Below are 14,629 nucleotides of genomic sequence, written 5' to 3'. Positions count from 1 at the left end.
AAGACGCCGGGCGCGAGGACACGGGGCGCGAGGACAGGGGCGCGGGGGACAGCGCACGGGGCAGGTGCGCCCGGGCACCGACCCACGTCGGCGCCTGGGCGTACCTCAGGTCAGGCGACCGGTTCGCGGGCCGAGTCGGCGTCGCTGTCGGTGCCCGGGGTGACCCGGGGGTCGCCCTCGTCGGCGAAGTAGTCGTCCGGCTCGGTGCCGTCGACTCCTTCCTCGACCTTCGCGGCCCGCAGCGCGAGCGTCACCAGCGCCGCCACGGCCAGGTTGACAGCCACCGCCACGATGCCGACGTAGATCGTCCGGGTGGTGTCGAACCCGAACTCCGACAGCGGGAACGCCGAGCCGCCGAAGTGCTTCCGGGTCGGGCTGGCCACCTGGTAGAGCATCCACATGCCCAAGCCCATGCCGGCGACCCAGCCGACGATCAGGCCGGCGCGGTGGAACCAGCGGGTGTAGAGGCCCAGCGCCACCGCCGGCAGCGTCTGCAGGATGATCACGCCACCGATCAGTTGGAGGTCGATGGAGAACTGCGGGTCGAGGAAGACGATGCAGGCCACCGCGCCGACCTTCACCACCAGTGAGGTGATCTTCGAGACGTTCGCCTCCTGGGCCGGGGAGGCGTCCCGCTTCAGGTACTCCTTGTAGATGTTGCGGGTGAACAGGTTCGCCGCCGCGATCGACATGATCGCCGCGGGCACCAGCGCGCCGATGCCGATGGCCGCGTACGCGACACCGGCGAACCAGTCCGGGAACTGCTGGTCGAACAGCAGCGGGACGATGGTGTTGTTGTCCACCGAGCCGGCCGAGTTGCCGGGCAGCGGCTTCACACCGGCCGCGATGGCCATGTAGCCGAGCAGCGCGATCAGCCCGAGCAGCAGGCTGTACGCGGGCAGCGCCGACATGTTCCGCTTGATCACGTCGCGGTTCCTGCTGGCCAGCACACCGGTGATGCTGTGCGGGTAGAGGAACAGCGCCAACGCCGAGCCGAGCGCCAACGTCACGTACTGAAGCTGGTTGTTGCCGTTGAGCAGGATGCCGTCGTTCGGGTTGGGCGAGGCGTCGAACTTCGCGTCAGCGGCGGCGAAGATGTCACCCCAGCCGCCCAGCTTGTACGGCAGGTAGATGACCGCCACCAGGATGACGATGTAGATCAGGCTGTCCTTGACGAACGCGATCAGCGCGGGCGCGCGCAACCCCGACTGGTACGTGTAGGCGGCCAGGATGGCGAACGCGATGATGATCGGCAGGTGCCGGGCCAGCGCGTTGTCGCCGGTGACGCCCATCGTCTTGAGCACCGCCTCGATGCCGATCAGCTGCAACGCGATGTACGGCATGGTGGCGACGATGCCGGTGATGGCGATCAGCAGCGCCAGCACCGGCGAGTCGAACCGGTTGCGGACGAAGTCGGCAGGCGTGACGAACCCGTGCCGGTGCGACACCGACCAGAGCCGCACCAGCACCAGGAAGACCAGCGGGTAGATGACGATGGTGTACGGCACGGCGAAGAACCCGGCCGCGCCGGCACCGAACATCAACGCCGGCACCGCCACGAAGGTGTACGCGGTGTAGAGGTCACCGCCGACCAGGAACCAGGTGATCCAGCCGCCGAAGCTGCGCCCGCCCAGCCCCCACTCGTCCAGGTGCGCCATGTCCTTCGGTGCCCGCCACCGGGCGGCCACGAAGCCCATCACGCTGACCAGGAGGAACAACAGGGAGAAGACGATGATCTCGGTGAGATGGTCGCGCCACATCAGCGGCCTCCCCGCTTCTTCGTCATCTGGTAGACCAACGTGGTGGTGCCGACGCCGAGCAGGATGAAGGCCAGTTGCAGCCAGTAGAAGCGCGGGAAGCCGAAGACCCGGGGCGAGTCGCCATTGAAGAACGCCGGGATCAGCGGCACCACGATGGGGATGAAGAGCAACCAGTTCCAGGGGCTGTGGTCCTTCGCCCTGGTCGGCGCCGTGGGCGGCGCCTCCGGTTCGGGTGCAGCCATCTGACACACCTCCGGGGAGTCGTGGCTTCCGATGTAACGGCCGGAGGCTACGACTCTGTGACGGCGGTCACCTGACCCGTTCGGAAGGTGCTGCGCCGAACGGCCGGTCGGCTGCGCCGAACGGCGCGGCCGACCGGCCGTTACGAACGAAGGGTGTGGCGGCTCAGTCGAGGGTGGCGAGGTGGGCGGTGTCGTTGACGGTGCGCACTGCCACGCCGCCGTCGGGCCACATGTCGAGCACCGAGATGCCGGCCGCGTCGAGGAAGAGCCGGTGCAGAAAACCGTCGCCGGCCGCGAGGGCGTCGCGCAGCATCAGCTTGATCGGCGAGACGTGCGAGACGACCACCACGGTCTCACCGGGGTACGCGGTGAGCAGCCCGGAAATGACGCGGTGCGCGCGTTCGGCGACCTGGGTGAACGACTCCCCGTCCGGCGGCGCGATCCGGGGTGAGGCGAGCCAGGCGTCCATCTCCCCCGGCCACTGCTGGCGTACCTCGGCGAAGGTGCGCCCCTCCCACTGGCCGAAGTCGCACTCGATCAGGTCGTCCTCGGTGCGGACCGGCACGTCGCCGCCGAGCGCTTCGGCGATCGACGCCGCGGTGGCCGTACACCGGGACAGCGGTGAGCTGAGCACGGCCGCGACGGACGGGGCCAGCTCGGCCACCCGGGTGCCGGTGGCGCGGGCCTGGGCCCGGCCACGCTCGGAGAGCGGAACGTCGCCGCGCCCGGAGTAGCGCCGCTGCTCGGTGTAGGCGGTCTCGCCGTGCCGGACCAGGATCAGTCGGGTGGCGGTGAAGGTCGGCCGTGGCTCCCAGGAGGCCGGCGCGGTCGCCGGGTCGCTGCCGACGATCGGGACGGCGGGCGGCGTCGAGGGCTGGCCGGCGGCCGCAGTCGTGGCAGGACGGGCCGGGGCCGCGGTCGCCGACGGACGACCCGCTGCGGCGTCCATGGCGGCGTTGGCGAGGGCGTCGGCGTGCCGGTTCTGCTCGCGCGGAATCCAGCTGAACCGGACCGCTGTGAACCGGCCCACCAGCGCGGCGGCCTGGGCGGCGAGGGGCCGCAGACCGGGGTGCTTGATCTGCCACCGGCCGCACATCTGCTCGACCACCAGCTTGGAGTCCATCCGGACGTCCACCTCGGCGGCGCCCAACTCGGCGGCGGCGGTCAACCCGGCGATCAGGCCCTGGTACTCGGCGACGTTGTTGGTGGCGGTGCCGAGCGACTCGGAGCGCTCGGCGAGCACCTCGCCGGTCTCCGGGTCGCGGACCACCGCGCCGTAGCCGGCGGGGCCGGGGTTGCCCCGGGACCCACCGTCGGCCTCCATGGAGACCACGCGCGGCGCCACGACCTACAGGCCCGACTCGTTGGTGCGGACCATGATCCGTCGGCAGTCCTCGCAGCGGACCACGTCGTCGGGGGCGGCCTTGCGGATCCGGGCCAGGTCGGCGCCGGACAGGTCCAGGCGGCACCCGCCGCAGCGGCCCCCGGTGAGCAGCGCGGCACCCAACCCGGTGTCCTCGCGGATCTTGTCGTACAGGTTGACCAGCTCGCTGGGGAGGTCGGCGGCGAGCGGCTGACGGGCGCCCCGCTTGAACTCCTCCTCCTTGGCGATCTCGGCCAGCGCTTCGTCGCGGCGCTGCTCGGTAGCGGCCCGCTTGTCGCGGGTCTCGGCCAGCCGCTGCTCGACGCCGTCCAGTACGCCCTGCGCGGTCTCCCGCTGCTCCATCAGCTCCAGCTCGGCGTCCTCCAGGTCGCCCTGGCGGCGCTTGAGGGAGACCAGCTCGTGCTGGAGCGCCTCCAGCTCGCGGGCCGGGCCGGTGCCGGCGGCCAGCCGGTTCTCGTCCTTCTCCTTGCGGGCCCGGACCTGCTCGACGTCCTTCTCCAACCGGGCGATGTCCCGGTCCAGGTCGTCGACCGCCACCTGGGCGCGAACCCGCTCGTCCTCCATCGACGACAGTTCCCGGGCCAGCGACTCCAGCTCGGCCCGCTCGGCGAGCGTTCGCCTGCGGTGGGCGAGCTGAGCGAGGTTGGTGTCGATCGCCTGGAGGTCGAGCAGGCGGCGCTGCACCTTGGGGTCAGCCTTCACGGTCGGGCTCCTTGTCGTCCACAGCGGGTGCGGCGGCGTGCACGGTCCACGGGTCGGTGTCCAGGTCGGACACCAGCGTCTCGACGTCCAGCGCCTCCCGGAGGAAGGCGGCCAGGTCGTCCAGCCACGGTCGTTCGGTCGCCCAGTGGGCGGCGTCGATCAGGGCGGGACCATCGGCGGCGAGGTGCTCGCCGGCCGGGTGGTGCCGCAGGTCGGCGGTGAGGAACGCGTCCACCCCGGCGGCGGTCGCGGCGCCGAGGAAGCTGTCCCCCGACCCGCCGCTGACGGCGAGGGTACGAACCATACGCCCGGGATCCCCCGCCGCGCGAACTCCCCAGGACGTGACGGGGAGCACCGCTGCCGCGTGCCGGGTCAGCTCGGCGAGGGTCATCGGCTGGGGCAGTTCGCCGATCCGGCCGAAGCCCCGGTCGTCGCCGTGGGCGGGCGAGCCGGGCGCGGGTCGTTGAAGTGGGCGCAGACCGGTGAGCCCGAAGCGGGCGGCGAGGGCGTCGGAGACGCCCGGCGAGGCCACGTCGGCGTTGGTGTGCGCCGCGTAGAGCGCCACCCCGGCCCGGATCAACTGGTGGATGATCCGCCCCTTGAAGGTCGTCGCGGCGACCGACGACACCCCGCGCAGCAGCAGCGGGTGATGCGCGACGATCATGTCCGCGTCGGCGGCGAGGGCTTCGTCGACAGTTTCGGGCACCACGTCGACCACGCAGAGCACCCGGCGGACCGGGGTGGCCGGTTCACCGAGCACCAGGCCCACCCGGTCCCACTCCTCCGCCCAGACCGGCGGAAAGCGCCGTTCCAGCGCGGCCACCACGTCGCTGACTGTGGGGGCGGATCCGCTTGTGCTCACGGCGGGCCAGCTTACCGGCGTCGGGGCCGCCGGGCGGTGACACCCGGCCCGGCCGCGTCGGGTGGAAGATCTGCCGGACGCGTTAGGCGGCGCTCCAGGAGACGGTCTGCAATGCGGCCAGCGGCATCGCCCAGGGGAAGGCGTGCAGGTGCTGTTCCCCCGTTCCGGGCGGATGCAGAGCGATCACATCGTCGCCGAAGAGGACAGTGACACCCCACTCGGCCAACCGGGCCACCCCGGCACGAAACGCCGGGTGGCAGGCCATCGCCGCGTTGGTGTACGGCACCGCCACGATGGGGACGCCCTTGCCCTGCGCCTCGACCAACAGCCCGAGCGCCAGCGTGTCGGTGATCCCGGCCGCCCACTTGTTGACAGTGTTGACTGTGGCCGGGCAGACGATCATGGCGTCGGCGGGCGGCAGCACGTCCGGGTCACCGGGGTTCTTGTAGTGCGTCCGCACCGGATGGCCGGTCTGCCGGATCAGGGCCGACTGGTCGACGAACTTCGCGCCGTCCGGCGTGGTGACCACGCAGACGTCCCAGCCGTCCTGTTGGGCGAGGTCGACCAGACGACCGACGTGCCGGGCCAGCGGCGAACCGCAGGCGATGACGTAGAGCACCTCGCGGTGCCCGCTGTTGTGCGCTGCACCGGCCATCAGACCGGCTCCGCGCTCATACCCCTACTCCCATGTGCTCAGCCAACTCCGCTACCGGAGAAGGCGGCGCACCACGTGTGCGACGGAGGATGTCGGACATCACCTCGTGCGCGATCGGCCGGCAGCGGATCTCCGACGGGGCGAGCCGATCACCGAGCAGCAGCATCTCGCCGGCGTTCGCCACGTCACCTATCTGGGCGTACCCGCGGGCGATGTCGAGCAGGTGGTGGGCGCGGCGCTCGGGCAGCAGCGCGTTGAAGGAGGGCTCCGCGATGCGCAGCTGGTGCACCTCGACGGCCCGCCCCCCGTCGCCCAGCTCCACAGCGGCGGCGGCCCGGTGCAGTTCGACGTTGGTCGGGCCGAACGACGTCCAGTAGTGGTTGTGGTCGCCGCCGAGCAGGGTGGCGGCCTCCTGCGCGCAGTTGATCAGGTCGTCGACGCTGGCCGAGTCACCGATGCGGGACGCGGCCATCGCGCCCTGGAGCAGCAGCATCCCGTAGACGGAGAGGCGGGCCGGGGAGACCTCGTTGCTGCCACCCGGCGCCAGCCGGTTGGCGATCTGGACGTTCAGCTCCAGCGCGGGGCGGGCCCGCCCCATCGCGACCAGGGCGTTGCACACCCGGGTGGTCGCGATCCCGGCGAGCAGCGGGTCGTCGGCCCGCTGGGCCACCGCCATCGACCGGTCGGCGGCCAACCAGGCGAGCTCGCACTCGCCGAGCTTGCGCAGCACCGAGGAGGCGATCTGGTAGACCTGGCCGAGCAGGTGGGCCGCCTCGGCGGCCTGCCCACCGCCGTAGGCGGCGTCGCCCGCCTGGGCGTCGCGCAGCAGCTTCGGCAACGCCCGGGTGAGCATCCCGTAGCGGCCGTACTGGTAGGTGAGCCAGGCGTGGTTGACGGCCTTGCGCATGTCGTCCATCGGCGGCGGGTACGGCGCCGCGTCGAAGTACGCGCTCATCGAGTCGTAGCGCTCCAACGCCGCCCGGATCTCCTGCACCTCGACCTGGTCGATGCAGTTGAGGGCGTCGGCGCGCCGCTCCGGGTCCTTGCCCATCAGCAGCTGCACGTCCATCTGGAGGATGTCGGCGATCTCGTAGAGGACGGAGAACTTGTCCAATCGGCGGACGCCGCGTTCGACCTTGTCCACCCAGCTCTTGGACTTGCCCAGCCGGTCCGCGAAGACCTGCTGCGACATCTTGCGTCGCCCCCGCCAGTAGGCCACTCGCCGTCCTATGGGTAGCTCGTCCATCTCCCCATCCTCCCCTGCCACCGACGACCAATCGAGTCGGGGCGATGTCCGCGGGTGCGGCGACTGTGGTTCATTTTCAGGTTTTCGCTGGTCGCACAGGATGTACGTCAGCCGTACAGCTAGTCCTCGTACTTTTCGTGCAAGTTGCACGAGCCGTTCGTCAACCTCAACGATCGTGGGTTACGGCAGTGACGGTGCTCGACATGCGACCTGGCGAACGCCGGGCCCGACGAGAGGAGTTGGCACACATGTGGGGGAATGTCGTACCGCGCGTTGCCGAACTGTCGCCGCTGGAACGGGTCCGGCTGCGCCGGGTCGCCATCCGGTACGCGGTACACGGCTGGGAGGTCACCCCGGGCGCCTGTCTGGCCCGCAGCCGCTTCGTCTGCGGCCGGGCCGGCTGTCCCACAGTGGGCTGCCACCCCGCCCTGGAAAACTGGGAGCTGGCCGCCAGCGCCGACCCGGCCCGGGTGGCGACCTGGTGGCGGAGCCGACCACACGGGGTGCTGCTGCCCACCGGCCGGGCCTTCGACGTGCTGGAGGTGCCAGCCCACCTCGGCCGACACGTGCTCGACGCGGTCCAGATCCACCCGGCCGGCACCGGCGTACGCGGACCGGTGCTGGTCACGCCCACCGGGCGGTGGATGTTCCTGGTCCGCCCCGGCGACCCGCTCCGGCCGGAGTTGGAGCACTGCTTCCACGTGGTCCGGCACGGGCCGGGCTCGTGGATCCCCGCGCCGCCCACCCGGCTGCCGGAGGGCACCGTCCGTTGGGCTGTCGCCCCGGAGCAGGCGCGCTGGCAGCTTCCGGATTCGTACCTCGTGCAGAACACGTTGATCGGGGCGCTGCGCGCCGCCGGGGTGACGCTCGCCCCCGACCTGCTCCCCGGTCACCTGCCGCTGCCCCGACGAGGCATGTGAAACCGGCCCTGTCGACGATTCGATCCGGTGCCCGACAGCGTCGCCGAGGCGTCGGTCCTCGTTGACAGGGGGACGGTGCGAACGCGCGCCACGAACGGGGGAACGATGTCCACAAACGACAGAGCGCCTCACCCCGGCGGCACCGAGCCGCCCCGGCGCAGCCACCCGGGGCGCCGCTGGGCCGGCACCCGTCCGTCCGGGTCCCGCCCCGGCCGTCCACGCCCCACCGGCTCCCGCCCAGCCGGCACCCACCGCCCCATCCGCTAGCCGGTCGCCGCGCCCCCACACCCAACCCCCGGCGATCTTGCACTTTCTGTCCCGACAATCTCTACGTAACGGGACAAAAGCGCAACAGAAAGTGCAAGATCGCGGGGTGGAGCGGGGCGAGGCCGGGGTGGGGTGGGGGTGCGGGGGCCTAGTTGGTCAGGGGGAGGGCGGTCGAGTGGTACTGGCGGGCGTTGTCGGTTATCGCCGCGTGGGTGTGGTCGTCCAGGCGGGCCAGCCAGTTGAGGCCGGGGGTGCCCATGGCGAGGGCTGCGGTGGCGTACGCGTCGGCCAACCCGAGGTCGGTGCCGACCACAGTCACCGAGCGCAGCCCACTGGCCGGTGCGCCCCGGCGCGGGTCCAGCACGTGCCGGCCCCGCTCGTACACGCCGGACGTGGCCACGGCCAGGTCGGTCCCGCTGAGCACCAGACAGGCCGCCATCGCGTCCCACGGGTGCCGGATGCCGATGCGCCACGGCTCCCCGGACGGCGACAGGCCCCGCACCCGTACGTCGCCGCCGGCGTTCACGCAGTGGTTGACGGCACCGGCGGCGACGAGGCGGTCCGAGGCGACCTGAGCGGCCCAGCCCTTGACGTAGCCGGACGGGTCGAGCCGACCGGTGGCGTACGCGTCGAAGAACCCGTCGGTGGCGCCCCACAGGTCGGCGCAGGTCTCCAGCACGTACCGCAGGTCCGCTGACGCCTCGGAGAGCAGCACCTCGCCCCGGTCGAAGCGGCACACCTCGCTGTCCGGCTGGTAGGTGCTGAACCGCGCGTCCACCTCGTGCATCCAGGCGAAGACCTCGTCCGCCAGCTCGCGTAGCGTCGCCGGCGGCAGATCGTCGGCGAGGTCCAGTGTGATCGCCGTACCCATGATCTGTTCGACCCGGCACAGCCCGGGTCGGGTCAGCGTGGCCCGCACGTCAGAAGGCCTGCTCGATGGCGGACCGCAGCGACTGCTTGTAGGAGTTGCTGGTCTCGGAGGCACCGGAGACGGTGTTGAGGTTCGCGTTCTGCTTCTGCACCACCTCGCCGCCCCTGCCGTCGTAACGGTTGCGGACGTCGCCGCTGTGGATGTCGGATTCACCCCCGCTGGGCAGCGACAGCGCGACGGCCTCGACGATCCGGTTACCCGAGACCACGATCTGCACCTGCACGTACCCGTACTCGTTCTCGAAGCCGTTGCCGGTGACCCGGCGGGTGGTCGACTGGGGTGCCTTGGTGGTGGTCCGCGGAGCGCTGGGGGCCTTCGTCGTCTTGGTGCCCGACGGGCGCGCGGTGGTCTTGCCGGGCTTGGGCGACGTCGACGGCTTGGCGCTTCCCGATGACGTCGGCGTGCCGGCGGCCGGGTCGGTGCCCGGCGCGCCCGCGGCGGCGCCGGGGTCGGTGCCCGCCCCGGAGGGGTTGACCGGCTGGGCGGTCGGCAGGTTCTGGGCGACCTGGCTGGTGCCGGGCGAGCCCTTGAACACCACGAGCGCGGTGGTGCTGGCGGCCAGGCCGGTGATCGCGAGGAGTGCGCGACGCATGGGGATGCCCTTCCTACAGCTCGAACGTGGCCAGGTGGATCTGCCGTCGGGGCACGCCGGCTCGCCGCAGCGCCCGCACCGACTGTTCCACCAGACCGGGCGGCCCGCACAGGTAGACGTCGCGCCGGGCCACGTCGGGCACCAGTTGCCGCAGCCCGTCCGGGCTCATCAACTGGCGGGGGCCGGGGTCGTCGCGGGAGCCGATGACGTACCAGACGGAGGTGTCGCGTTCCTGGGCCAGCCAGTCCAACTCGCGGCTGAGCAGCACGTCGGCAGGGGTGCGGGCCCGGTAGATCAGCGCGGCGCCCGGCGGCAACTCCTCCAGCATGGCCCGGATCGGCGTGATGCCGCTGCCACCGGCGATCAGCAGCGCCCGCTCCCGGAGCCGGTGCGCGGCGGTGAAGGTGCCCGACGGGCCTTCGGCCCAGACCCGGGTGCCCGGTTCCAGGTCGCGCAGGTCGGCGGTGTGGGTGCCGACCACCTTGACGGTGACCCGCAGCCAGCGGCCGTTGGCGGCGGCGGAGACGGAGAACGGGTGCGACTGCCACCAGCAGCCCCGGGTGAGGAACCGCCAGCGGAAGTGTTGACCGCCGAGCATCGCCAGCCTGCCGAGCCGCTCCCCGGTGAGGTAGATGGAGATGGTGTCGGGGCTCTCGGCGACCACGTCGGCGACCCGCAGCTTGTAGCGCAGGTTGAACGCCAGCGGCGCGATCACCCGGCCCCAGAGCAGGGCGGCGACCACCAGCAGGTAGAGCGCGATCCAGCCGGTGCGCACCGGGCCGGGCCGGTAGAGCTGCGCGCCGTGGGCGAACTGGTGGCCGAAGCCGAGCAGCAGGATCAGGTAGCTGGACAGGTGCAGCAGGTGCCACAGCTCGTAGGGCAACGCCCGCCGGATCGCCCGGATGCTGCTGAAGCCGACAAGCATCATGATGCCGGTGGCGACGAACGCCGAGACCATGTCCTCGTAGTCGCCGAGCAACGTGCCGACCTCGGCGAGGACCGACTGGTTACGCAGGTCGGCGTAGCCGACCAGGATCAGCGACATGTGCGCCAGCACGGTGACCAGCAGGGTGGCGCCGATGTCCCGGTGCCAGCGGGCCATGTGCTCGCCGCCGATCCACCGTTCCAGCACCGGCAGTCGGCTCATCATCAGCACCTGCACCAGCAGCAGGTAGCCGGCGACCAGGCCGGTGATCCGGCCGGCCGAGGTGACGGTGGCCGCGGTGGTCCGCAGCGATCCGGCCGGGGTGCCCAGCCACCAGGGCAGCACGCTGGCGAGCAGGCCGACCAGGAGCAGCACGCCGAGCAGCCGGCGGCCGCCGGGCCCGCGCCGGTCCGGGATCTGCGGGGGTACGGGCGCAGCCGACCGGCCGCCGTGCCGGGACGAGGTCCCGGTACGACGGCCGGCGGCGTGGGTGTGCGAATGCGTCACGCGTACAGCTTCATCGGGGCGTACTTCTGGCGGGGGAAGACCTTGTCGACCTCCGCGTTGGTGAGCCCGAACCGGCCCTGCGCCACAGCGCCGTAGACGTTGAACATGTTGTTGTACTCCGGCACGTCACCGGAGTCCAGCTTGTCCAGACCGTTCCAGGTGCCCAGCAGCGAACCGGCCAGCTTCTTGCCGGACAGCAGGGTGACCACGCCGCCGTGCCCGTGGTCGGTGCCGTTGTTGTTGGAGCCGACCCGACGGCCGAACTCGCTGGACACCATGATCGTCACGTCGGCGGCCTTCGGGCCGAGGTCGGTGAAGAAGGCGGCCATCGCGCTGGCCAGCTCGTTCAGCCGGCGGTACAGCTGGCCGCCCTCGCGGGTGCCCTGGTTCTCGTGGGTGTCGTAGCCACCCATGCCGACGGTGGCGACCCGGACGTTGGCGCCACCCTTGATCAGCTGGGCGAGTTGCTGGAACGCGTTGCCGACGCCCTCGTACTTGACGCCCTCGGCGGGCTGGTACGGCTTGGCGGCGAGCTTCTGGGCGGTGGCCAGCGCGCCCATGCCCTCCTGCACGGCTTCCTCGACCGGGTGGTTGATCCCGGTGAAGAGGCCCTTGATGGCCTTCTCCGTGGCGGCCCGGAACCGCTCGTCACCGTTGAGCCGCAGGGAGCCGACGTTGTTCAGCGAGAGCGCGCCGTTGTTGCCGACCAGCGAGCGGGGCAGGGTGCTGCCGATGCCGACGCTGCGGAACGCGGTGCCCTTGCCCAGGTTGTCGACCAGACCGTCGAGCCAACCCCGGCCGCCGGTCTCGTTGGGCAGCCCACCCAGGTTGCAGGCGTCGGCGGCCTGGAAGTGGCTGCGGGACAGCCGCTCGTCGGAGACCGCCGGGATGAAGCCCAACTGGCCGGCCGTGAGCCACTTCTCCAGCGGCTTGAACGCGCCGGTCAGCTTGAAGCCGCGGCCCAGGGACAGCGAGTCGTTGCCGAGCAGCAGGTCGGGCCGGGCCTTGTTGAGCACCGCGTCGTTGTCCGGCGCGATCAGGCTCAGGCCGTCCAGCCCGCCGTAGAGGAAGACGTGGATCAGGGTGCCGGTCTTGGTCGCCGCGAACGACGCCGAGGTGGTGACGAACTGGGCGGTGGCCAGCGCGGTGGCGGTGGCCGCGGCACCGGCGACGAAGGTCCGCCGGGTCACGCCGCGACCGTCCTGCTGGGCCTCCTCCAGGTCCTCCAGGGTGCGGTACCTGTCGAACTCGGCGGCGTTCTCGGCGGCGACGATGTCCGCCTCGGCGCGCAGCAACGCCTCGGCCGGGTTGTCGGCCAGCCGTCGCACGTCGGGGCATTCGGGGTGCAGGGGGAAAGAGTTGTACACAGTCTTCTCCATCGGGTGCCTCACCGGAGGTGGTGCTGGGGGGAAGCGAGGATCGCCCGCGCGACGGCGGTGATGGCCCCGTTGAACGTGGCGTCGACCTTGGTGGTCGCCGCCACACCGGCCACGCCGAGGATGAGGTTCTTCTCCCGCGTGCTCAACTTCTGGCCCACCAGCCGCAGCGAGAGCGCGTCCACGTACGCCCCGGCCGTCGCCGGTGGCTTGGCGACCAGCTTCTCCGGCGCCGTGTACGTGAAGGTGGTGCGGTAGCCGGCGAGGATCTCGCCCGCCTCGTTCCAGCCGTTGACCATCGTGCCGGCCGAGGTCCACGCGACGTAGACGTCCGGGTAGCCGTCCGGGGTCGGATGACCCATCGGGGACTGGCCCAGCTCGCGCATCTTGTCGTGGATCTGGCGCAGCCCCCGGGCGTACGCGGTGCGCTTGCTGTCGCCGTTGTTGTGCTTCGGCGACGCCTCCGGCGAGACGCCCAGGGTGCGGTACGTGGCGACCAGGTACTCCATCGGCCGGCGCACCTTCTGGCCCACCCCGGCCCAGAACTCCGAGGAGCAGAACAGCGTCATCAGGACCGGCTTGATCATGCCCTTGTTCGTGGTGTACGTCTTGGCCAACCGGTCCACAAGGGACTTCGGTGGGGTGTCCGAGACGAACCGGGTGGCCAGGCTCTGCGCCACGTACTTCGCTGTCGACGGGTGCGTCGCGATGTAGGTGATGTACGCGTCGATCGCCGCTTCGGCCTTCTTCGGGTCGGCCGAGTTGTTCGCGTGGGTGAAGCCGAGGATCTTCACCTTGCCGACGTAGTGCTGCTCGGGGCGGAAGACGTACTTGCCCTTGTCGTCCACACCGCGGCCGGTCTGCAACATGGCGGCCTGCCGGACGTCGGGCTCCTTGTAGCCGCCGTCGACGCCGACCGAGTAGAGCTCGAGGTTCTCCCGGGCGAGGTTCTCGTTGATCGCGTCCTTGCGGGAGTCCTTCTGGTTCAGGTAGATCAGCAGCGCCGGGTGCTTGTTCGCGGCGACCAGCATCTCCGGGTAGCTGCCCAGCGCGTGCTTGCGCACGACGTCCTGATCGAACGAGCTGCGGTAAACCTCGCCGCCGTCGAAGTCCGCGGCGACGTGCAGGAAGTCGTTCCAGAAGTCGACCATCACCTCGAACAGCTGGCGCTTGGACCAGATCTGCCGGGCGATGGTGGCGTCGACCATCTCCCGCTCCGGGTGCGCGTCCTGCTCGTTGAGCTTGTCCCGCTGGTCACGCAGCTGCTGCACGGAGAGCTTCTGGGTCGGCAGTTCGGCGAGCTTCAGCTCGCCCTTGCTCGGCTCCAACTTCTCCGGGTCCAGCTGGGCGCGGATCCAGGCGTCCATGCCCTCGCGCTTGATGTCGGCGACCACAGCGGGCGTCGCGCCGAAGGTGGCGCGCCGGGCCAGGTGCAGGATCGGGTCCTTGGCCAGCACCGTCTTCACTGTCACCTTGGTCGCCGCCGCGGCCGCCGCCGGGCCGGAGAAGGTCCGCCCACCGGCCGGCGCGTTCTTCTTCAGCGCCTCACCGGCCCGCGAACCCATGTAGCTTTCGTTCTGCTCGGTGTAGGTACGCACGGTGCTGGGCTGCTGGCCGCTGGGCCGCGCCGCGGTGCCGTCGGTCACCGTGCTGCCGGTCGCGTCGCCGGCCGCCGCTTCGTCGCCGAAGAGGCCACGGATCTGCGGGGTCATGGCGAGCGCCGCACCACCGGCGACGACGGCGGCGGTGCCACCGAGGGCCACCATCGCCTTACGTCGGCCGACCTTGCGACCCGGCTCGTTGTCATCGTCGAGGGTGGGCAGTCCGGTGCCGGCCGGCCGTGCCGGGGCCGGACGGCCGAGGCCCTCCGGGCCGACCCACTGCGGACCGCGCGGGGCGGGCGCGGGCTGCCCGGCGTACTGCTCACGCGGGTCGGCCGGCGCGGCGTAGCCGCCCTGGTGGGGGTGGGGCGAGTCGTAGCCGTAGGGCGCGGGCGTGTGGGGGTCGCCGTAGCCGTCAGCGCTGGGGTGCTGATGTCCGTCCCAACCGCGGTCGTCCCGCGGTCGACGTGGTGGCACATTCTGGTCGGCCATGTACCAATCCCGATTTCTGATGAGCGCCGGAAGCTGCTACCGGGCAGGTGCGGCAGGTGCGGCGACTGTTGCCTGAGGGGGTTGCTACGGCAAGGTAACCAAGGCCCCAGGGCCCTTCAAGGTGGCCGGAACCCACTCGTGAGGGCACTTAAGACAGCGCTCAACGC

At 71.2% G+C, this 14,629-nt stretch carries 13 protein-coding genes; 1 reads left to right on the top strand and 12 read right to left on the bottom strand.

Annotation, left to right across the window (positions count from 1 at the left end):
- Nucleotides 1–110 precede the first annotated feature (110 nt).
- From mctP to PSH03_RS24690, 7 genes are all read right to left on the bottom strand, one after another.
- Nucleotides 111–1,760: a monocarboxylate uptake permease MctP gene (mctP, locus tag PSH03_RS24720; protein WP_210783500.1), complete on the bottom strand. Its 1,650-nt coding sequence runs from the start codon at nt 1,758–1,760 to the stop codon at nt 111–113.
- Nucleotides 1,760–2,002 (bottom strand): DUF3311 domain-containing protein, encoded by a 243-nt coding sequence (locus tag PSH03_RS24715; protein WP_091409411.1) that lies wholly within the window; start codon nt 2,000–2,002, stop codon nt 1,760–1,762. The genes mctP and PSH03_RS24715 overlap by 1 nt, the downstream gene beginning before the upstream one ends.
- A gap of 163 nt (nt 2,003–2,165) precedes the next feature.
- Nucleotides 2,166–3,347 carry a bifunctional RNase H/acid phosphatase gene (locus PSH03_RS24710; protein WP_210783498.1) on the bottom strand — a complete coding sequence of 394 codons (1,182 nt, stop codon included), beginning with the start codon at nt 3,345–3,347 and terminating at the stop codon, nt 2,166–2,168.
- A gap of 3 nt (nt 3,348–3,350) precedes the next feature.
- Nucleotides 3,351–4,088, bottom strand: a complete 738-nt coding sequence (locus PSH03_RS24705; RefSeq protein ID WP_210783496.1) for a zinc ribbon domain-containing protein — start codon at nt 4,086–4,088, stop codon at nt 3,351–3,353.
- The gene (locus tag PSH03_RS24700; protein ID WP_372494875.1) at nt 4,078–4,914 is read right to left on the bottom strand and encodes a Nif3-like dinuclear metal center hexameric protein; all 837 of its coding nucleotides are present in this window, start codon (nt 4,912–4,914) and stop codon (nt 4,078–4,080) included. Before PSH03_RS24700 ends, PSH03_RS24705 begins: the two co-directional genes overlap by 11 nt.
- Nucleotides 4,915–5,032: 118 nt before the next feature.
- Nucleotides 5,033–5,605, bottom strand: coding sequence for a flavoprotein (locus tag PSH03_RS24695; protein ID WP_238690551.1), 573 nt, complete (start codon nt 5,603–5,605; stop codon nt 5,033–5,035).
- Between the two features lie 16 nt (nt 5,606–5,621).
- The gene (locus PSH03_RS24690; protein ID WP_238690550.1) at nt 5,622–6,851 is read right to left on the bottom strand and encodes a helix-turn-helix domain-containing protein; all 1,230 of its coding nucleotides are present in this window, start codon (nt 6,849–6,851) and stop codon (nt 5,622–5,624) included.
- A 248-nt stretch (nt 6,852–7,099) separates the two neighbouring features.
- On the opposite strand from PSH03_RS24690, the gene PSH03_RS24685 reads away from it, so the two are divergent.
- The gene (locus PSH03_RS24685) at nt 7,100–7,771 is read left to right on the top strand and encodes a bifunctional DNA primase/polymerase (RefSeq protein WP_091409390.1); all 672 of its coding nucleotides are present in this window, start codon (nt 7,100–7,102) and stop codon (nt 7,769–7,771) included.
- 415 nt (nt 7,772–8,186) lie between these two features.
- Here PSH03_RS24685 and PSH03_RS24680 read toward each other — a convergent pair whose 3' ends face one another.
- From PSH03_RS24680 to PSH03_RS24660, 5 genes are read right to left on the bottom strand one after another with little or no spacing between them, the layout of a single operon-like run.
- On the bottom strand, nt 8,187–8,909 hold the full coding sequence (locus PSH03_RS24680) for an FAD:protein FMN transferase (RefSeq protein ID WP_238690689.1): 723 nt from the start codon (nt 8,907–8,909) through the stop codon (nt 8,187–8,189).
- A gap of 49 nt (nt 8,910–8,958) precedes the next feature.
- Complete coding sequence (locus PSH03_RS24675; RefSeq protein ID WP_238690549.1) at nt 8,959–9,561, bottom strand: FMN-binding protein; 603 nt, start codon at nt 9,559–9,561, stop codon at nt 8,959–8,961.
- Between the two features lie 13 nt (nt 9,562–9,574).
- Nucleotides 9,575–10,993 carry a ferredoxin reductase family protein gene (locus PSH03_RS24670; RefSeq protein WP_238690548.1) on the bottom strand — a complete coding sequence of 473 codons (1,419 nt, stop codon included), beginning with the start codon at nt 10,991–10,993 and terminating at the stop codon, nt 9,575–9,577.
- Nucleotides 10,990–12,372, bottom strand: coding sequence for a DUF1501 domain-containing protein (locus PSH03_RS24665; RefSeq protein WP_238690547.1), 1,383 nt, complete (start codon nt 12,370–12,372; stop codon nt 10,990–10,992). The genes PSH03_RS24670 and PSH03_RS24665 overlap by 4 nt, the downstream gene beginning before the upstream one ends.
- A gap of 8 nt (nt 12,373–12,380) precedes the next feature.
- Nucleotides 12,381–14,462 carry a DUF1800 domain-containing protein gene (locus tag PSH03_RS24660; protein ID WP_210783479.1) on the bottom strand — a complete coding sequence of 694 codons (2,082 nt, stop codon included), beginning with the start codon at nt 14,460–14,462 and terminating at the stop codon, nt 12,381–12,383.
- Nucleotides 14,463–14,629 lie beyond the last annotated feature (167 nt).

Source organism: Micromonospora salmantinae (assembly GCF_022230905.1).
Classification (GTDB): domain Bacteria; phylum Actinomycetota; class Actinomycetes; order Mycobacteriales; family Micromonosporaceae; genus Micromonospora; species Micromonospora salmantinae.
Note: the sequence above shows the minus strand (reverse complement) of the source record. Positions and strands in the feature narration are given on the sequence as shown.